An 18,661-nucleotide genomic window follows, 5' to 3' on the forward strand; every position below is an offset into this window, starting at 1 on the left:
ACGATTTAATCATAAGAAATGCATTGGCTATAACCACTATATCATTTATAGCAAGTGTGTATAGATGGAAACAAAAAATAATAACGAGGTTATAAAAAAGGGCCGCAATTGCGGCCCTTTGTGACGTTCTTGGCAAAAAACGCTACTTTTTCGCTTCAACCCATTTACCGTCAACGAAGAACGCTGACCAGCCGGTTGCCTTGCCATCTTTCTCGGAAGCAACATACTGCTGTTTGGTTTTACGGCTGAAACGCACCATCGTTTTGTTCCCTGCCGGGTCCTGCTGCGGCGCATCGGCCAGATAACGCAGTTTTTCCGGCAGACGGTCACGGAAGCGGAACAGCTCTTCAACCAGCGGCGCACGGGTTTCGCGCGATTTCGGGAAGGTGTTGGCTGCCAGGAATACCCCAGCCGCGCCATCACGCAGCACGAAATAGGCGTCAGACTTCTCGCACGGCAGTTCCGGCAACGGTACCGGATCTTCCTTCGGTGGAGCCACTTCACCGCTACGCAGGATCTTACGGGTGTTCTTACATTCTTCGTTAGTACAAGCCATGTACTTACCAAAACGCCCCATTTTCAGGTGCATTTCAGAACCACATTTTTCGCACTCAACGATTGGGCCATCATAACCCTTGATGCGGAACTCGCCTTCTTCAATCTCGTAGCCGTCGCAGGTCGGGTTGTTACCACAAACGTGCAGCTTGCGTTTCGGATCGATGAGGTAGCTGTCCATCGCCGTACCGCACTTCTGGCAGCGACGTTTAGCGCGCAGCGCGTTGGTTTCCGCGTCATCGCCTTCCAGCACGTTCAGCACTTCGTTTTCCGGCACCAGGTTAATGGTGGTTTTGCAGCGTTCTTTTGGCGACAGCGCATAGCCGGAGCAGCCAAGGAACACGCCGGTGCTAGCGGTACGAATGCCCATCTTGCGACCGCAGGTCGGGCAATCGATACTGGTCAACACCATCTCGTTCGGCTGCATGCCGCCCTCTTCTGGCGGTTTCTCAGCCGTTTCGAGCTGCTTGGTGAAATCACCAAAGAACAGATCCAGTACCTGCTTCCACTCGGCTTCGTGGTTTGCCACGCGGTCGAGATGGTCTTCCATCTGCGCGGTAAAATCGTAGTTCATCAGCTCGCGGAAGTTAGCTTCCAGACGATCGGTGACGATCTCGCCCATTTTTTCCGCGTAGAAACGACGGTTTTCGGTGCGCACATAGCCGCGGTCCTGAATGGTCGAAATGATCGACGCATAGGTGGACGGGCGACCGATGCCGCGTTTTTCCAGCTCTTTAACCAGCGAGGCTTCGCTAAAGCGTGCAGGCGGTTTGGTGAAGTGCTGCGCCGGGGTCAGTTCAACCAGGCTCAGTTTATCGCCCTGGTTCACCATCGGCAGCGTGCGGTCTTCATCGCCTTTACGCAGCGCTGGCATTACTTTGGTCCAACCATCAAAGCGCAGGGTACGGCCACGCGCTTTGAGTTTGAAATCGCCCGCTTTTACGGTCAGCGTGGTGGAGTCGTACTGCGCTGGCGTCATCTGACAGGCCACGAACTGGCGCCAAATCAGCTGATACAGTTTCTGCGCGTCCGTTTCCATATCTTTCAGCGCTTCCGCCTGAACGGAAACATCGGAAGGACGAATCGCTTCGTGCGCTTCCTGCGAGTTTTCTTTGCTGGTGTACTGGTTCGGGTTCTCCGGCAGGTATTTCTTGCCAAAGTTATCGCCGATATAGTCGCGAACCATGCTCACCGCGTCCTGACTCAGGTTAGTGGAGTCGGTACGCATGTAGGTGATGTAGCCCGCTTCATACAGACGCTGCGCCATCATCATGGTTTTCTTCACGCCGAAGCCCAGACGCGTGCTGGCCGCCTGCTGCAGCGTAGAGGTAATAAACGGCGCGCCCGGCTTGCTGCTGGTCGGCTTGTCTTCACGCTCCAGCACGCTGTAGCTGGCTTTTTCCAGCAGGCTGACCGCAGCCATGGTTTCGTCGCGGTTAACCGGACGGAACGGCTTGTCACCCTGATGGGTCACTTCCAACGGCAGGGCATCGCCGCCCGGCGTGGTGGTGCTGGCGTCAATTTCCCAGAATTCTTCCGGCACAAACGCTTTAATTTCGCGTTCGCGTTCAACAACCAGACGTACCGCTACCGATTGGACGCGACCGGCGGATAAACCGCGGGCAATCTTTTTCCACAGCAGCGGCGAGACCATATAGCCCACCACGCGGTCCATAAAGCGGCGCGCCTGCTGAGCGTTTACACGGTCGATATTCAGCTCGCCCGGCTTTTCGAACGCCTGACGAATCGCATTTTTCGTAATTTCGTTAAACACCACGCGGCTATAGCGTGATTCATCACCACCGATCACTTCCCGCAGGTGCCATGCAATGGCCTCCCCTTCGCGGTCAAGGTCGGTTGCGAGATAGATGTGGTCGGCTTTTTCCGCCAACTGTTTGAGTTCCGATACTACCTTTTCTTTGCCAGGCAGCACTTCATAGTGTGCCGCCCAGTCATGCCATGGGTCGACGCCCATGCGGTTAACCAGCGCGCCTCGTTCATCCTTTTTAGGCTTTTTGGCCGTTTTGGTGGAGGTAGAGTCAGCGCTCTTTTTGGCTGCTGAGCCACTTGTCGGCAAATCGCGGATATGACCGACGCTGGACTTAACCACGTAGTCATTACCCAGATACTTATTGATCGTTTTGGCTTTTGCCGGGGACTCAACGATAACGAGAGCTTTACCCATATTCACCTTACCTAATTTGATTCTTCCAGGAATACATCGCACATGTTCCACGTTCCACTGGCGACAAGCCTTGTATGTTGCGGCAATACCAATGGATATCAACCCTTTACCGACTGACTTTTGAGACATGTAGTCAGGTGGCTGAGTTTACAGACTTTTTTTCGTCAGGGTCTATAGCACGAAGAATATTTGGTCGAATGTCAAGCAAATCTGTTGCCAGATCGCCGAAAGCGTCACACTGTACCTGATAAAATTCGTTACGCAACTTTATTAGCATGCAATCACCCTTCATGCCAACTCTGAGGTAAAATGCTTGTCCCTGGTAAACGTCGGGAATATTTGCCCCAAGCGGGTGCCCGGCGTAGACTAGCGCAGGAATTTTGAGGAGTTGAATATGTCAAATAATAGCCAACCTATCGATCGTCAGACACTGCTAATTGAAGCAAATCGCCTCATTCGTGAGCATGAAGATACCATGGCGGGTATTGAAGCCACCGGCGTAGAACAGCGCAACGGCGTGCTGGTTTTCAGCGGTGAATATTACCTGGATGAACAGGGCCTGCCGACGCCGAAAAGCACGGCGGTGTTTAATATGTTCAAGTATCTCGCCCACCAGCTGTCTGAAAAGTATCACCTGGTTGACTGAGCGTAGGGCCATGGCCTGAGCCGTCAGATATAGCCCGGTAAATCTGATTTACCGGGCTATAAATAGAAAGGTAAAGAATAGAAAGGAAACGCTTACAGCAGCGGTTTCTGTCCGCGCTGCCACCAGCGCATCATCAGCTTATCGGCGCTTTCTGCCGCACTTCCGGTAAAGCGATCCATCATTTTCTTACGCTGCGTGTAGCGCACGCTAATGACTTCTCGGTTCTCCATCAGCCCCAGCAGCAATTCATCGCTGGTACCCACTTCATCAACCAGCCCTTTTTCCTGAGCCTGTGTGCCGTACCAATGTTCACCGGTAGCAACCTGTTCAATGTCCAGAGACGGACGCATTTCTTTCACGAAATCTTTAAACAGATGATGAGTCTCGTTCAGCTCTTCACGGAATTTCTGACGTCCTTCTTCGGTATTTTCACCAAGCAGCGTCAGCGTACGTTTGTACTGGCCCGCAGTGTGTAACTCAACGTCGATGTCTTTATTTTTCAAAAAACGGTTCAGGTTCGGGATCTGCGCGACCACGCCGATGGAACCAAGAATCGCGAACGGTGCCGCGACAATTTTGTTGGCCACACAGGCCATCATGTAGCCGCCGCTGGCCGCGACTTTATCTACTGCTACCGTCAGTGGGATCTGCTTATCGCGGATACGCTGGAGCTGCGATGCCGCCAGACCGTAGCCGTGAACGACGCCACCAGGGCTTTCCAGACGTACGACCACCTGGTCCTGCGGGGTGGCGACGGTCAGTACAGCGGTAATCTCTTCACGCAGGGAGGAGACTTCATGGGCGTCCATACTGCCTTTAAAGTCGATAACCCAGACGCGCGGTTTGGTTGCCGCCTCGGTGTCGCCCTGCTTCGCTTTGGCTTTGGCCGCTTTCGCTTCCAGCTTCAGCTTCTTCTTTTGCGCCTTATGCCAGAGCTTTTGCTGCGGCGCATCGAGCAGCGCCACGGCTAAGTCGTCCTGCATATCCTTGTGTTGCTCGCTTAAGTTGGTGATTCGCAGCTCACCGCGCTGACGTTTGCGCTGCGTGACGTTGACAATCAGTACGGCAATCACCGCAATAGCAACAACAACTGTGACGATTTTCGCCAGAAAAAGACCATATTGAAAAAGTAATTCCACACATCCACCTTGTACAAAAATCACAGAATCTACCGCCCAGTGTACAACACCGCGTTCACTACGTCTCGATAGCAGTATCAGGCCACGAGGCGCATTCCAGATTACTTTTTTGCTGATGAAATCATTGCAAATTGTTAATTAACCGTTGTCTCTCCCGTGCGCTGATTGAAATAGCGCGAAGATTCAGGCATAAAGCCCGAAAGCCATGAAAAGTACAAAAAATATGGCAGACGAATGCCATAGAGGAGTCACTGTGCACTATCAACCCCAGCTCGATTTGTTGCAAAACCGTATCATTCTGGTCACCGGGGCCAGCGATGGTATTGGGCGGGAAGCGGCAATCACCTACGCCCGTTACGGCGCCAGCATTATTTTGCTCGGCCGGAACGATGAAAAACTGCGCGCGGTTGCGCAGGAGATAGACCACGCCGGCCTGCGGCCCGCGCGCTGGTTTACGCTCGACCTGCTCACCTGTACGCCACAGGAATGCCAGCAGGTTGCTCAGCAGATTAGCCTACACTATCCGCATCTTGACGGCGTGCTGCACAACGCCGGGCTTCTGGGCGAAGTCGTTCCGATGGACCAGCAGGACCCGGCCGTCTGGCAGCAGGTGATGCAGGTCAACGTCAACGGCACCTTTATGCTCACCCAGGCGCTGCTGCCGCTGCTGCTGAAAGCAGAATCCGGCTCGCTGGTCTTTACCTCGTCGAGCGTCGGGCGCGAGGGGCGCGCCAACTGGGGTGCCTATGCGGTATCGAAGTTTGCCACCGAAGGAATGATGCAGGTACTGGCCGATGAGTATAAGAATCGCCCTCTGCGCGTAAACTGCATTAACCCAGGCGGCACCCGCACCGGCATGCGCGCCAGCGCCTTCCCGACGGAAGATCCGCAGAAGCTCAAAACACCTGCCGATATTATGCCGCTCTACCTGTGGCTGATGGGCGATGATAGCCGCCGTAAAACCGGTATGACTTTTGATGCCCAACCAGGGCGTAAACCAGGAATCGCACAATGAGTGATGAACGCTATCGTGAACGTCAGCAGCGCGTAAAAGAGCGCGTTGCCGCCCGTGTCGCCGCGGCTCAGGATACCCGCGGGATCGTGATGGTGTTTACCGGCAACGGTAAAGGCAAGACCACCGCCGCCTTTGGTACCGCCACCCGTGCCGTCGGGCACGGGCATAACGTTGGCGTCATTCAGTTTATTAAGGGAACCTGGCCTAACGGCGAGCGTAACCTGCTTGAGCCACTCGGCGTCGAATTTCAGGTCATGGCCACCGGTTTTACCTGGGACACCCAGAACCGGGAGAGCGACACTGAAGCTTGCCTTGCTGTCTGGGAGCATGCAAAGCGGATGCTGGCCGACGACACGCTGGATATGGTGCTGCTTGATGAGCTGACCTACATGGTGGCGTACGATTATCTGCCATTAGAAGCGGTATTAACCGCGCTGAAAAACCGTCCGCATCATCAGACGGTGATTATTACCGGTCGCGGATGCCACCGGGATATTCTGGAGTACGCCGATACGGTCAGCGAACTGCGCCCGGTGAAGCATGCGTTTGAAGCGGGAATTAAGGCGCAGATTGGGATTGATTATTGAGCGCTAGCCTGTCGAGCAACGCCCTATTGAGCGGCAGGCATAAACAGTCTTCCCCTTGCGCCAGCGCGACCTCCGTCAGGTTCTGACGCGAAATAAAGCGCTTACGGTACTCCGTAGGCGTCAGTCCGCAGTACTTATTAAAAGCGGCAATCAGCAGTTTGTGCTCCGGGAAACCGCAGCTGTGGCTGATTTCAGTAATTGGCGTTCGCGTGTCGCGCAGCAGGGTGCGGGCTTTATTGAGCCTCACCAGCGTCAGATACTCTTTAAAGTTGTGCCGACTGACCTTTTTAAACAACCGCGAAAACCACGAATAGCTCATGCCGCTATGCTCGGCAACGTCGCTTAGCGTCAGCGGCCGATCGAAGTGTTGATTAATATATTCAATCCCTTCTTTAATCATCGCCTCTTCACGTATCGTATTTTCCGCGAGCTCAATCGTCTGCCCGGCGGCGACCAGCGCGTCAAGCAGCATATAAATCGCCGCAAAACGCTGAAATGGCGCATGGTTATCGATAATACGTTCCAGTAACGCCATCAGCCGTTGAAAAACGGTATGGTCAGCATTCGTCATGGCGTGCTTATGGGTTTGCCACTCCAACAGCGGCGCCGGGTGCAGGTCATCAAAAAGTCCGGGAGAGAACTGCACCGTCACCAGTTGGCTGCCCTCCTCCTCCGCACTCAGTTCGTGCACCTCTTCAGCGTTGATATATAGCATCTCGCCCTGTTGGAGGACCACGTTCTGCTGACCAACGGTCAGAGAGAAGCGCCCATTCAGCACCGTAATCAGTTCCGGTGCCGGATGCCAGTGCGGCTCACAATAGCGAACCTCAGCGGCAAATACGTTCAGTTTTTCTGCGTCGAAGGCAATCAGCTCATAGCCGCTGTTTGCCGTCTGCCGCCCGGTTTGCGTTGCCGGGTGGGGATGAGTCACTGAAAATGGGAACACGCCTTCTCTCCTGTAGTTAGCCGTTATTCAGGCTCAGCCAGCACCGCGTTTAGCTCATCACGCTCGATATCCAGCGCCAGGAATTCCGTCAGCGCGATAAGCAGGCCGCAGAACAGATCCGGTGCCAGGCGAATCAGCTTTTCCCGAACCTGCTCCGGTGGAAGCTGACTCTTCCCGGCAATCAACTGTACGACACGGGCAAAGGCGGCAGGCTGCTGGATCAACTGCTGCAAGGAGTTATCGTCACGCAATGGAACATAACGCGCGGGACAGTCAACCTCAAACCGGGCATTCAGTGGCAGACTGCGAGACGAGCCGCCCACATGCACCTGCCAGACGCCTGGCGTAATCACCCAGTCAGCAAGGCCTGGATGATAGCAGGCCAGTTCGGCTATCGGTAGTTGCAGGCTAACGCGCCGCGTTTCCCCTGCGGCGAGAGCGATTTTATCGAATCCCTTCAACGCGCGGACTTCGCGGATCAGTTCGCCTTCAGGCGCAGAAACATACAGCTGAACCACTTCTTTGCCATCACAATCGCCGACGTTACTCACATCAAAGGAGACCGTCAGCGTGTCATCAGCACCGGCACGCGCCGACGACAGTGATAGATTCGCGTAGGCAAACTGGGTGTAACTTAAGCCAAATCCGAACGGGAACTGCGGCGTCAGGCAACGCTTATCATAGTAACGGTAGCCAACGAACAGCCCTTCACCGTAGTGGTGGCGCAGGTTTTCACCCGGATAATTCAGCCAGGCCGGCGTCTCTTCCAGCGTGTTCGGTACGGTGACCGTCAGCTTACCGCAAGGGTTTCGCTTGCCGAACAGGATTTCCGCTACCGCACGCCCCATGCCCTGCCCGGCGAAGAAAGTCTCCAGCAGAGCCTTACACTCACCGAGCCACGGCATCACTACCGCGTCACTGTTTGCCAGCACCACCACCACGTTTGGCTGTACGGAGGCGACCTCACGAATGAGCTGCTCATGTACCGCCAGAATATTCAGATCGTGGCGATCTCCATTTTCACCGTCCTCGCCAACCGCGGTGCTGACAAATACCACCGCGACATCGGCATCCTGGGCAACGGCTTTAGCCTGAGCCAGCGCCGCTTCATCGCTCTTCATATCGTCCGGAGCACCAATGGCCCAGGTTACGCTGAAATCGTCACCCGCAAGATCAAAGATCTCGTCCAGCGGACGGTCGAGCAGATACGGTACCGTGGTCGCACAGCCAGAGCCTTGGATAACGGGCTCCTGCGCCGGTTTTCCCAGTACGGCAATACGCGGCGTTTTTTCCGGGCGCAGCGGTAGAATATGGTCGTCATTTTTCAGGAGAACGATGGACTCCGCAGCCAACTGCTGCGAAAGTGCGTGATGCACCGAGAAGTCTGCTTTGGTATCCGGTCGACGGTTACGCTGCACTTTATCCAGCAGTTCCAGCATCCGCAGACAGGCGCGGTCAACCACATCCATAGGAACGTCACCTGCGTTAATGGCCGCCAGTAACGTCTGCTTATCACGACGCGTTTCCGGCATCGCCAGATCGTTCCCTGCGAGCAGTGACGCTGGGCGGTCTTTAATCCCGTACCAGTCCGACATCACCAGCCCGTCGTAGCCCCATTCGTCGCGCAGCACCTGGGTCAGCAGGAACGGGTCCTGCGAAGTCTGCGTGCCGTTCAGGCGGTTATAGGAGGACATCACCGTCCACGGCTGCGATTTGGCAATCGCCCGCTGGAACCCGGCCAGATAGATTTCGCGCAGCGCGCGCTCTTCAATAATGGAGTCCATTTCGGTGCGGCGGTATTCCGAGTTATTGGCCGCAAAGTGCTTCAGGCTGGCACCCACGCCTTCATCCTGTAGGCCATTGATAAGCGCGGCGGCAATATCGCCGCTCAGCACCGGGTCTTCAGCGTAGTATTCGTAACCGCGCCCCGCCAGCGGCGTGCGGCGGATGTTAATCCCCGGCCCCAGTAAAATCCCGACGCCCATATGCTGACATTCGCGCCCCAGCGCCTGGCCCATCTGATAAACAAGGTCAATATCCCAGCTACAGGCAAGGCTCGAGCCGTTTGGGAAACAGGTGGCCGGCAGCGAGGCGCTAAATAGCGCTTCACTGCCCCCTTTCGCAGCCGGTTCTTCAGCATTGGCCCGGTCGGCGGTTTGGGTGATCACGGAGATAAAATCATCCATGCTCCACTTTTCATTACCGTCTATCTGCGCGCTGCTGTAACGTACGCCGTAGGTGCCGTCGGTCATGACAATATCGTCAATGCCATGCTGCGGCAGGCTCGCCGTGCGCCACAGGCCGCTGCCGGTCAGCAGCGCCACTTTTTCTTCTGCGTTCATTGCCGCAATAAGGCTGTTAAAATCACGATTCATGTCTCTGACTCCCTGAGGTTAAAGCGCGTTCTGTTTGCGCAGGCTGATTTTCTGCACGATGTCGCGGTAGGTCTTTTCATCTAACGAATAGCTGGCAACGAAGATAGCGCCAATCGCAAACATGGCGCCGGGGAACAGCGTCATCAGTATATTGATACCGCTGAGCGCGCTAGCGCTGATATTCGCCGCATCATAGTGATAGTAATCCAGCATCCAGCCTGCACAGCCGCCACCAATCGCCATCGCTATTTTGGTAATAAAGTTGAAGAAGCCGTAAATCGCGCCTTCGGTGCGTACGCCGTGGTGCCATTCTGCATATTCGACGGTGTCGGCGATCATTGACCACATGGCGACAAATCCCATCCCCAGCGTAATACTGAACAGGCATACTCCGGTCATAATCAGCCAGATATTATTACCGGCGACAAAATACTGCATCAGTACGCCGAGCACGCCAATCAACAGCGCCACCAGCGCCATTTTCTTTTTCCCCATCATGGCGATAACTTTCTCAGAAACCACCGTTCCTAAAATATAAGCGGCAGACTGAATCATAAAGAACGAGGCGGTAAAACCTTCATTGCCGATGATGTATTTAATAAAGTAAATGGCTATCGCCATCCACACGGTATAAGCGATATAAAAGAAAACGGTAAATAACGACAGGTTAATCAGCGGCGCATTGCCCATCACCGCGCGGAACATTTCACGCAGCGTCGGTGCAGGCGTATCTTCTTCTTCCCCCACGCGCTCTTTGGTCATGCCAAAGCAGGCCAGGAACAAGAACGTTGCCAGCAGCGCAAAACAGGAGACGGCAAAAACGTAGCCCAGCTGTTTGTCGTCGAACGGCGAAATAAGAATATCCGCGGTGGTGGAGACAATCAGGTAGCCGACAATCGCCATCACAAAGCGGTAGACCGACAGCGACGAGCGTGAGGCTTCATGCTGCGTTAAGCGGTTGGTCATTGCCGAGTACGGCGTATTCACCGCTGTGTAGGCCAGGCAGTAGATGGTGTACGAACAGAGTGCAAACCAGAACTTGGCCTCGCCGCCAAACGGCAGGAAGCACAGTACGGTTAACAGCCCCAGCGGCACCGAACCATATAACAGCCACGGACGCAGCTTGCCGTAGCGGCTGTGGGTTTTATCAATGGCGAAGCCAATCAGGATATTAAAAATCGCATCAACCACTCGCGCAATAACAAAGATCAGGCTCGCCTGAACCGCGCTGATACCGTAGATGTTGGTATAGAAGAATAATAAAAAGAGTGAAACGAAACCGAAGGATAAATTAGAGGCAAAGTCACCGAAGCCATAGCCAATTTTTTCTTTAACGCCGATAACCACATAGCTTGCCGAGAGTTTTTGGGTTGTATCCATTTCGGGCTACCTGTTTGAGTAATCTGTGGCGACAGTATATGGCGAGGGTTATTTTATCACTTTGCGTTCTTTGTCCGGGGAATTCCTGTTTTTTGTCTTTATATAGAAGTGTGAATGGCATCACAGGAGAAGAGTAACACGGGAAAAACATTCCGGCGGGAGCCCGCCGGAATGGACGTCGTTAGCCTTTCGGGTTATTACGCGTGCTGGAGCGACGGTTATTATTGTTGTTGCCGGTATTACCACCGGTGGTGGTATGACGCTTGACGGCGCGACGAATCTGATTTGCCTTCATGCGACGACGATCTTTTTCTACCGCCACTTTCGAGGAGGTTTCAGCCGGCAGTTCTACCAGCTCACGCAGGTAGTTGGTCTGCGCCAGATCCAGCTCGGTATAGCCACCGCGCGGCAGGCCTTTCGGCAGCGGGATGTCGCCGTAGCGAACGCGGATAAGACGGCTAACCTGCACGCCTACCGCTTCCCACAGACGACGAACCTCTCGGTTACGGCCTTCGGTCAGGGTCACGTTGTACCACTGGTTGATACCCTCACCGCCGCTGAATTTGATGGTTTTGAATGCCGCAGGACCATCTTCCAGCTGCACGCCGCGGGACAGTTGACGCACTTTCGTATCGTCCACTTCACCAAATACGCGCACCGCGTATTCACGTTCTACTTCACGGCTTGGGTGCATCAGGCGGTTTGCCAGCTCACCATCGGTGGTGAACAGCAGCAGGCCGCAGGTATTCACATCCAGACGACCGACGGCAATCCAGCGTGCGCCACGCAGTTTTGGCAAACGGTCAAATACGGTCGGGCGACCTTCTGGGTCGTTACGGGTACACAGTTCGCCTTCCGGCTTGTAGTACGCCAGTACGCGGCAGATTTGTTCTACGGATTCTTTGACGGAGATGAGGTGGCCGTCGATACGAATTTTGAGGCCTGGGATCACTTCAACGCGATCGCCCAGCTTGGCGATTTTGCCGTCTACGCTCACGCGGCCCGCTTGAATAATCGTTTCAATTTCACGACGGGAGCCGTGGCCAGCGCGCGCCAGCACTTTTTGCAGTTTTTCGCTTTTATCGCTTTTTTCGCTCATGGAGCTTCCTTCCGGTGTCGCCTTCACAGGCGTCTTAGAGACTTCATCAGCAGCACGGGAAATCGACACCGGGCTGCATAAGGAGGCGGGCAGCGGCGTTTTTTTGCGACGCAGGCTCCCCACCCAAAATGGTGACCGCACATACTACACGAATTTTAGGAGAAAAGGGCAGCTTGTTCCTGCCCTTTTGTTTCACTTTCCCAGTGCGGTTGAAGCAAAGAAGGAATAATGCGCGATAAAAACCTAAATACTCTGCCTCATTTCAAACCAGGCTTCCCCACCGTGCGTCGAGTCAGATTTTTTCAGGAACTGATAGCCAAAGCGTTTATACATCTCAAGGTACTGCGCTTTGCACATCAGGTAGATGGCCGTTTTCCCCTGCTGGCGCATGTGTTCAATAAACGCCTGCATCAACACAGTGGCGAGGCCTTTGCCCTGATAATCAGGATCCAGCACCACCGACATAATCACCGCGTTTGGCGCTTGCGGGTCATGACCCACCAGCTCTTTGAACTCTTCATCCGACATCACCACGTCCCAGGCGCAGCCCGCATTGATAAAGCCGATAATGTCGCCGTCCTGCTCCATGCACAGGAAACCCTGCGGGTAACGCGCAATGCGGATAGCAATTTTCTCCCGCGTGGCCGCTTCATCTGCCGGATAGGCTGCGGATTCAATTTCATAACAACGGTCGATGTCGGACGGAGTAGCCTGACGAAAAATAGCGTGTGACACAATGCCTCCAGAGATACGCATTCAGTTGATGTTCGCTATTCTAGCGCCAGCGTGATATGAATACGCTGCATTCTTTTCACTGGTAAACTGAATAACATGCATCGCAATCTTCGCCTGCTAGACCTTAACCTGCTGCTGGTCTTCGACGCGCTTTATCGCCATCGCCGCGTTGCCGAAGCCGCTAGCGAACTCGCCATGAGCCCTTCCGCATTCAGCCACGCATTAAGTCGTCTGCGCGGTTCGCTCAACGACCCGCTATTCAGCCGTCAGGGTAGCCAGATGCAGCCAACCCCGCGCGCCGAATCGCTGTTTCCCGCCATTGCCGGGGCACTCTCGGCGCTGAACGGTGAGCTCGGGCAGGCTGACCATTTTCACCCGGCGACCAGCAATCAGACCTTTACCTTTGCCGCCACCGACTATACCGCCGCGGTGTTTTTCCCCGAACTCATCGCCAGACTCCAGGCTGACGCGCCCGGCATCCGGACACGCATTGTGTACTCTCGTGAATATGATGCGCTGGAGGAACTGTTAACCGGTAGAGTCAATTTCGCCATCGGTTTTGAGGAAGAGAACGTGCAGCCGCGCCACGGCCTGGCATCGCTGGAACTGTTTACCGACGACTACGTGGTGGCGGTACGTAAAGGCCATCCGCTGGCGAACGATGTGCTGACGCCGGAAACGTATCTGCAACTGGGACACGTGGTGGTCAGCCCGTGGAATGAGCATCATCGCCCTATCGACAGCTACCTGGCATCACGCCACGTCAGCCGTCGTACCGTGGTGGAGCTGCCGAGCGTCATGTCCGCGCCGTTTATTGTCAGCCGTACGGATTTGGCTATCACGCTTCCGCGTCGCGGCGTCCATCAGCTATTTGATACCCGCGAGCTCACCCTGCACACCCCGCCGTTCCCCATTCCGCCCTATACCCTGAAGGTTTACTACCGTCCGGCGAACGGGCAGGCAAAAGCGCAGCAGTGGATGCTGGAGCAGATAAGTCAGTTTGAATAAGCGAAACACCCGGCGGCAATCGCTCGCCGGGTGTGGAAGATCAGAGGAACGGTTTTACGTCGCCGACGCCTTCACGCAGCACGACCGGAGAATCATCAGTCAGATCGATAACGGTGGTGGGCTGTTGGCCGAGATAGCCGCCGTGAATGATCAGATCCACCAGTTTCTCCAGACGATCTTTAATCTCTTCCGGGTCGGATTCGGTGAAATCACTGCCCGGTAGCATCAGAGAGGTCGACAGCATCGGCTCGCCTAAGGTTTCCAGCAGCGCCTGCGCAATAGGGTTAGAAGGCACGCGCATCCCGATGGTTTTACGCTTCTCCTGCAGCAGACGACGCGGCACTTCTTTGGTGCCCTTCAGGATGAAGGTGTAATTACCCGGCGTGTTGTTTTTGATTAAGCGAAAAGCCACGTTATCGACGTAGGAATAGGTCGACAGCTCGGACAGGTCGCGGCACATCAGCGTAAAGTTGTGGCCGTCCGGCAAATGACGGATGCGGCAAATGCGCTCCATCGCGCCTTTGTCTTCAATTTTGCAGCCCAGCGCATAGCCGGAGTCGGTTGGGTAGACGATGACGCCGCCCTTACGCACAATCTCTACCGCCTGATTAATCAGACGCGCCTGCGGGTTATCCGGGTGGATATAAAAAAACTGACTCATGCTTCCCTCTCAGTTGAATTCTGCGGCTGTTCCCAGCGCTGCCAGACACCCTCGACGCCTGCGGGTAACCACAGTTTACGGCCCAGTTCTATCCACGGGCAGGGCTGATGGAAATCGGAACCCTGTGACCCCAGTAAACCGTAATCGCGGGCATAGGTGGCAAGCTGAGCGCGCTCGTGAGGCGCTTGCTGACACTGGGCGACTTCCATCGCATCACCGCCGTGTTCACTAAAGTGTGCCAGCAATCTTTTCAGCCACTTGGCGGACAAATCGTACCGCCCCGGATGGGCCAATACGGCTACTCCACCCGAATGATGAATGACATCAATAGCTTCCTTTATTGTACACCACTGTGGCGGAACGTATCCGGTTTTCCCACGGGCGAGGTATTTTTTAAACACGTCGCCAATATTATTCGCTTTGCCCTGTTCGACGAGGAATCGTGCAAAGTGCGCACGCGTTACCGCCCCACCCTCGGCGTACTTCTGCGCCGCTTCCCAGGCGCCGGGAATATGCGCTTTTTCCAGCCGCTCGGCGATCATCACCCCGCGCTGCTCACGGCGCGTTATCTGCGCGCTTAAAAACGCGGTGAGCGCCGGATTGGCGATATCAATATTCAGGCCGACGATATGAATCTCGTGATTTTCCCAAAGGGTCGAGATCTCTACGCCGCTAATCAGCGTCAGCGGCAAACCAGCGCGAGCGATTTCCGCTCGTGCGGCAGGAATGGCTGCGACAGAATCATGGTCAGTGATCGCCAGCGTGCCTACGCGGTTTTCCAGCGCACGATGCACCAGCGCTTCCGGCGTCAGCCGTCCGTCGGAGGCGACCGTGTGGCTATGCAGGTCATAAATGATGGCGTACTCGTTGTCGCTCAAAACAGCTCCCATTGGACTACATATAAGGATTCGCGGCCTATCATAACGGCATTGCATGAAATTCTAAAATCAGGGGTTGACTTTGCCCTCTCGAACTAGTTAACTAGTACGCAAGTTCACTTAGTAGAAGGTATCTCAAAATGATGCGTAAAATCATTGCTCTGCACGGCGGTTGGTGGCGTACTTCCCAGTAGGGCGGAGTCATCACGTCTGCGTAAAGCATACAGATACCCGGCCCGCCAATGAGCGGGCTTTTTATTAAGTAAAAATTATTCAGAACAGGCGAGAACAACGATGCAAACACAAAAACCTATGCTCGAGCTTCTGACCAGCGATGCGATTTACCGTGAGAATCCGACCGCGCTGTTCCATCAGCTGTGCGGTGCACGCCCGGCGACGCTGCTGCTTGAATCAGCCGACATTGACAGCAAAAACGATTTAAAAAGCCTGCTGCTGGTCGATAGCGCGCTGCGCATCACCGCGCTCGGCGATACCGTCACTATTCAGGCGCTGTCCGATAACGGCGCTTCCCTGCTGCCGCTGCTTGATGCCGCGCTGCCAGCGGGTGTAGAAAACAACCGCCAGCCGACCTGCCGCGTGCTGCGTTTCCCGGCGGTCAGTACGCTGCTGGATGAAGATGCTCGCCTCTGTTCGCTGTCGGTGTTCGACGCCTTCCGTCTGTTACAGGAGCTGGTGACCGTTCCGCAAAACGAACGTGAAGCGATGTTCTTCGGCGGTCTGTTTGCCTATGACCTGGTCGCGGGCTTCGAAGACCTCCCGCAGCTTGAAAACGACACCAGTTGCCCGGACTACTGCTTCTATCTGGCCGAAACGCTGCTGGTGATTGACCACCAGACCAAGAACACGCGTATTCAGGCGAGCCTGTTTACGCCATCTGAATCCGAGAAAGACCGTCTGCTGCAGCGCATCGCCCAGGTTCGTCAGCAGTTGAACGAGCCGCCGTCAGCGCTGCCGGTACATGAAATTAAGACCATGCGCTGTGAAACCAACCAAAGCGATGAAGCATACGGCGACGTGGTGCGTAAGATGCAAAAAGCGATTCGCGCCGGGGAAATTTTCCAGGTGGTGCCGTCTCGCCGCTTCTCTCTGCCGTGCCCTTCTCCACTGGCCGCCTACGACGTGCTGAAGAAGAGCAACCCAAGCCCGTACATGTTCTTTATGCAGGACAACGATTTCACTCTGTTCGGCGCGTCACCGGAAAGCTCGCTGAAATATGACGCGACCAACCGCCAGATTGAGATCTACCCGATTGCCGGTACCCGCCCGCGCGGTCGCCGCGCCGACGGTTCGCTGGATCGCGACCTCGACAGCCGCATTGAGCTGGAAATGCGTACCGACCACAAAGAGCTCTCCGAGCATCTGATGCTGGTTGACCTGGCGCGTAACGATCTCGCGCGTATCTGTACACCGGGCAGCCGCTACGTCGCGGACCTGACCAAAGTGGACCGCTACTCCTTTGTCATGCACCTCGTCTCCCGCGTGGTTGGCGAGCTGCGTAAAGACCTCGACGTACTGCACGCGTACCGCGCCTGCATGAATATGGGCACCCTGAGCGGCGCACCAAAAGTGCGTGCCATGCAGCTGATTGCCGCCGCTGAAGGCAAACGTCGCGGCAGCTACGGCGGCGCGGTGGGCTACTTCACCGCCCACGGCGACCTTGATACCTGCATTGTTATCCGCTCCGCCTTCGTTGAAAACGGCATTGCGACCGTTCAGGCGGGCGCTGGTGTGGTACTCGACTCCGTTCCACAGTCTGAAGCCGACGAAACCCGTAATAAAGCTCGTGCGGTTCTGCGCGCCATCGCCACCGCTCATCATGCACAGGAGATTTTCTGATGGCTGACATTCTGCTGCTCGATAACATCGACTCTTTTACCTACAACCTGGCAGATCAGCTGCGCGCAAACGGCCACAACGTGGTGATTTACCGTAACCACGTCCCGGCACAGACCTTAATTGACCGTCTGGGTACCATGGATAACCCGGTGCTGATGCTCTCCCCTGGCCCCGGTGCACCGTCTGAAGCAGGCTGTATGCCGGAACTGTTGACCCGCATGCGCGGCAAGCTGCCGATTATCGGCATCTGCCTCGGCCATCAGGCGATTGTTGAAGCCTACGGCGGCTACGTTGGTCAGGCTGGCGAAATCCTGCATGGCAAAGCCTCTAGCATTGAACACGACGGCCAGGCGATGTTTGCCGGGTTAACCAACCCGCTGCCGGTGGCGCGCTACCACTCGCTGGTCGGCAGCAACATTCCGGCAGGCTTAACCATCAACGCCCATTTCAACGGTATGGTGATGGCGGTACGTCACGACGCGGATCGCGTCTGCGGCTTCCAGTTCCACCCGGAGTCTATCCTGACAACCCAGGGCGCACGCCTGCTGGAACAGACCCTGGCATGGGCGCTGCAGAAGCTGGAGCAAAGCAACACTCTGCAGCCGATTCTGGAAAAACTGTATCAGGCCGAAACCCTGACTCAGCAAGAAAGCCACCAGCTTTTCTCCGCCGTGGTGCGCGGTGAAGTGAAGCCGGAGCAACTGGCCGCTGCGCTGGTAAGCATGAAAATTCGCGGCGAAAGCCCGAATGAAATTGCCGGTGCCGCCACTGCCTTGCTGGAGAACGCCGCGCCGTTCCCGCGCCCGGACTACCCGTTTGCCGATATCGTCGGCACCGGCGGCGACGGCAGCAACAGCATCAACATTTCCACCGCCAGCGCCTTCGTTGCCGCGGCGTGTGGTCTGAAGGTCGCCAAACACGGCAACCGCAGCGTCTCCAGTAAGTCTGGCTCTTCCGACCTGCTGGCCGCCTTCGGCATTAACCTTGATATGAACGCCGACAAATCACGTCAGGCGCTCGACGAACTGGGCGTGTGCTTCCTGTTCGCACCGAAGTATCACACCGGTTTCCGCCACGCGATGCCGGTTCGCCAGCAGTTGAAAACCCGCACTCTGTTTAACGTGCTGGGACCGCTGATTAACCCGGCACACCCGCCGCTGGCGCTGATTGGCGTCTACAGCCCAGAACTGGTGCTGCCGATTGCCGAAACCCTGCGCGTACTGGGATATCAGCGTGCCGCAGTAGTACATAGCGGCGGTATGGATGAAGTTTCACTGCACGCGCCAACGGTTGTCGCTGAGCTGAATAATGGCGAAATTAAGAGCTATCAACTGACCGCCGATGACTTTGGCCTCAAGCCTTATCATCAGGCCGAACTGGCTGGCGGCACGCCGGAAGAAAACCGTGACATTCTGACACGCTTGCTACAAGGTAAAGGTGAAGCTGCACACGAGTCCGCCGTGGCGGTTAACGTCGCCATGTTGATGCGCCTGTATGGTCATGAAGACTTAAAAGCGAACGTTCAGCGCGTACTCGACGTATTACACACTGGTGCAGCCTACGATCGCGTCACCGCATTAGCGGCAAGAGGATAA

At 55.5% G+C, this 18,661-nt stretch carries 15 protein-coding genes and 1 other annotated feature; of the genes, 6 read left to right on the forward strand and 9 right to left on the reverse strand.

The genetic code is table 11. From position 1 onward, the window contains the following. Nucleotides 1-142 precede the first annotated feature (142 nt). Nucleotides 143-2,740, reverse strand: a complete 2,598-nt coding sequence (topA, locus tag MY052_RS13520) for a type I DNA topoisomerase (protein WP_035892922.1) — start codon at nucleotides 2,738-2,740, stop codon at nucleotides 143-145. 394 nt (nucleotides 2,741-3,134) lie between these two features. Here topA and MY052_RS13525 point away from each other — a divergent pair, with 394 nt between their 5' ends. Then, nucleotides 3,135-3,386: a YciN family protein gene (locus MY052_RS13525; RefSeq protein ID WP_035892923.1), complete on the forward strand. Its 252-nt coding sequence runs from the start codon at nucleotides 3,135-3,137 to the stop codon at nucleotides 3,384-3,386. 92 nt (nucleotides 3,387-3,478) lie between these two features. On the opposite strand, the gene sohB is transcribed toward MY052_RS13525, so the two are convergent. Beyond that, entirely contained in the window at nucleotides 3,479-4,525 is a 1,047-nt protein-coding gene (gene sohB / locus MY052_RS13530) for a protease SohB (RefSeq protein WP_248537177.1), read from the reverse strand. A 253-nt stretch (nucleotides 4,526-4,778) separates the two neighbouring features. On the opposite strand from sohB, the gene MY052_RS13535 reads away from it, so the two are divergent. Both MY052_RS13535 and cobO read left to right on the forward strand, forming a co-directional pair. Further along, a complete protein-coding gene (locus MY052_RS13535; RefSeq protein WP_248537178.1) occupies nucleotides 4,779-5,540 on the forward strand; it encodes a YciK family oxidoreductase in 762 nt (253 codons plus the stop codon). Then, on the forward strand, nucleotides 5,537-6,127 hold the full coding sequence (cobO, locus tag MY052_RS13540) for a cob(I)yrinic acid a,c-diamide adenosyltransferase (protein ID WP_248537179.1): 591 nt from the start codon (nucleotides 5,537-5,539) through the stop codon (nucleotides 6,125-6,127). The genes MY052_RS13535 and cobO overlap by 4 nt, the downstream gene beginning before the upstream one ends. Here the strand turns inward: cobO and MY052_RS13545 are convergent. The 5 genes from MY052_RS13545 to MY052_RS13565 form a co-directional block, all read right to left on the reverse strand. Next, nucleotides 6,099-7,073, reverse strand: coding sequence for a helix-turn-helix transcriptional regulator (locus tag MY052_RS13545; RefSeq protein ID WP_248537180.1), 975 nt, complete (start codon nucleotides 7,071-7,073; stop codon nucleotides 6,099-6,101). The genes cobO and MY052_RS13545 overlap by 29 nt on opposite strands. A gap of 23 nt (nucleotides 7,074-7,096) precedes the next feature. Beyond that, nucleotides 7,097-9,448, reverse strand: coding sequence for a beta-glucosidase (locus tag MY052_RS13550; RefSeq protein ID WP_202215871.1), 2,352 nt, complete (start codon nucleotides 9,446-9,448; stop codon nucleotides 7,097-7,099). An 18-nt stretch (nucleotides 9,449-9,466) separates the two neighbouring features. After that, nucleotides 9,467-10,828: an MFS transporter gene (locus tag MY052_RS13555; protein WP_035892933.1), complete on the reverse strand. Its 1,362-nt coding sequence runs from the start codon at nucleotides 10,826-10,828 to the stop codon at nucleotides 9,467-9,469. Between the two features lie 181 nt (nucleotides 10,829-11,009). Further along, a complete protein-coding gene (rluB, locus tag MY052_RS13560) occupies nucleotides 11,010-11,927 on the reverse strand; it encodes a 23S rRNA pseudouridine(2605) synthase RluB (protein ID WP_035892934.1) in 918 nt (305 codons plus the stop codon). Between the two features lie 243 nt (nucleotides 11,928-12,170). Continuing rightward, nucleotides 12,171-12,662 (reverse strand): GNAT family N-acetyltransferase, encoded by a 492-nt coding sequence (locus tag MY052_RS13565; RefSeq protein WP_248537181.1) that lies wholly within the window; start codon nucleotides 12,660-12,662, stop codon nucleotides 12,171-12,173. 96 nt (nucleotides 12,663-12,758) lie between these two features. On the opposite strand from MY052_RS13565, the gene MY052_RS13570 reads away from it, so the two are divergent. Next, nucleotides 12,759-13,670, forward strand: a complete 912-nt coding sequence (locus tag MY052_RS13570; protein WP_035892942.1) for a LysR family transcriptional regulator — start codon at nucleotides 12,759-12,761, stop codon at nucleotides 13,668-13,670. A 40-nt stretch (nucleotides 13,671-13,710) separates the two neighbouring features. Here the strand turns inward: MY052_RS13570 and MY052_RS13575 are convergent, their stop codons facing one another. Together MY052_RS13575 and rnm are read right to left on the reverse strand one after the other, a co-directional pair. After that, entirely contained in the window at nucleotides 13,711-14,331 is a 621-nt protein-coding gene (locus MY052_RS13575) for an L-threonylcarbamoyladenylate synthase (protein WP_035892943.1), read from the reverse strand. After that, nucleotides 14,328-15,209: an RNase RNM gene (gene rnm, locus MY052_RS13580; protein WP_035892945.1), complete on the reverse strand. Its 882-nt coding sequence runs from the start codon at nucleotides 15,207-15,209 to the stop codon at nucleotides 14,328-14,330. Before rnm ends, MY052_RS13575 begins: the two co-directional genes overlap by 4 nt. A gap of 167 nt (nucleotides 15,210-15,376) precedes the next feature. Then, nucleotides 15,377-15,469: a sequence feature (Trp leader region), on the forward strand. 34 nt (nucleotides 15,470-15,503) lie between these two features. On the opposite strand from rnm, the gene MY052_RS13585 reads away from it, so the two are divergent. Both MY052_RS13585 and trpD read left to right on the forward strand, forming a co-directional pair. After that, entirely contained in the window at nucleotides 15,504-17,066 is a 1,563-nt protein-coding gene (locus tag MY052_RS13585) for an anthranilate synthase component 1 (protein ID WP_248537182.1), read from the forward strand. After that, nucleotides 17,066-18,661 (forward strand): bifunctional anthranilate synthase glutamate amidotransferase component TrpG/anthranilate phosphoribosyltransferase TrpD, encoded by a 1,596-nt coding sequence (trpD, locus tag MY052_RS13590; RefSeq protein ID WP_248537183.1) that lies wholly within the window; start codon nucleotides 17,066-17,068, stop codon nucleotides 18,659-18,661. The genes MY052_RS13585 and trpD overlap by 1 nt, the downstream gene beginning before the upstream one ends.

This window comes from Kluyvera ascorbata (genome assembly GCF_023195735.1).
Lineage (GTDB): Bacteria > Pseudomonadota > Gammaproteobacteria > Enterobacterales > Enterobacteriaceae > Kluyvera > Kluyvera ascorbata.

Excerpts from the sequence above, each read along its gene's own strand:
- MY052_RS13525 (WP_035892923.1), top strand. The coding sequence starts at position 3,135 with ATGTCAAATAATAGCCAACCTATCGATCGTCAGACACTGCTAATTGAA.
- MY052_RS13575 (WP_035892943.1), bottom strand. The coding sequence starts at position 14,331 with ATGAGTCAGTTTTTTTATATCCACCCGGATAACCCGCAGGCGCGTCTG.
- MY052_RS13585 (WP_248537182.1), top strand. The coding sequence starts at position 15,504 with ATGCAAACACAAAAACCTATGCTCGAGCTTCTGACCAGCGATGCGATT.
- trpD (WP_248537183.1), top strand. The coding sequence starts at position 17,066 with ATGGCTGACATTCTGCTGCTCGATAACATCGACTCTTTTACCTACAAC.
- topA (WP_035892922.1), bottom strand. The coding sequence starts at position 2,740 with ATGGGTAAAGCTCTCGTTATCGTTGAGTCCCCGGCAAAAGCCAAAACG.
- MY052_RS13550 (WP_202215871.1), bottom strand. The coding sequence starts at position 9,448 with ATGAATCGTGATTTTAACAGCCTTATTGCGGCAATGAACGCAGAAGAA.
- MY052_RS13555 (WP_035892933.1), bottom strand. The coding sequence starts at position 10,828 with ATGGATACAACCCAAAAACTCTCGGCAAGCTATGTGGTTATCGGCGTT.
- rluB (WP_035892934.1), bottom strand. The coding sequence starts at position 11,927 with ATGAGCGAAAAAAGCGATAAAAGCGAAAAACTGCAAAAAGTGCTGGCG.
- cobO (WP_248537179.1), top strand. The coding sequence starts at position 5,537 with ATGAGTGATGAACGCTATCGTGAACGTCAGCAGCGCGTAAAAGAGCGC.
- MY052_RS13570 (WP_035892942.1), top strand. The coding sequence starts at position 12,759 with ATGCATCGCAATCTTCGCCTGCTAGACCTTAACCTGCTGCTGGTCTTC.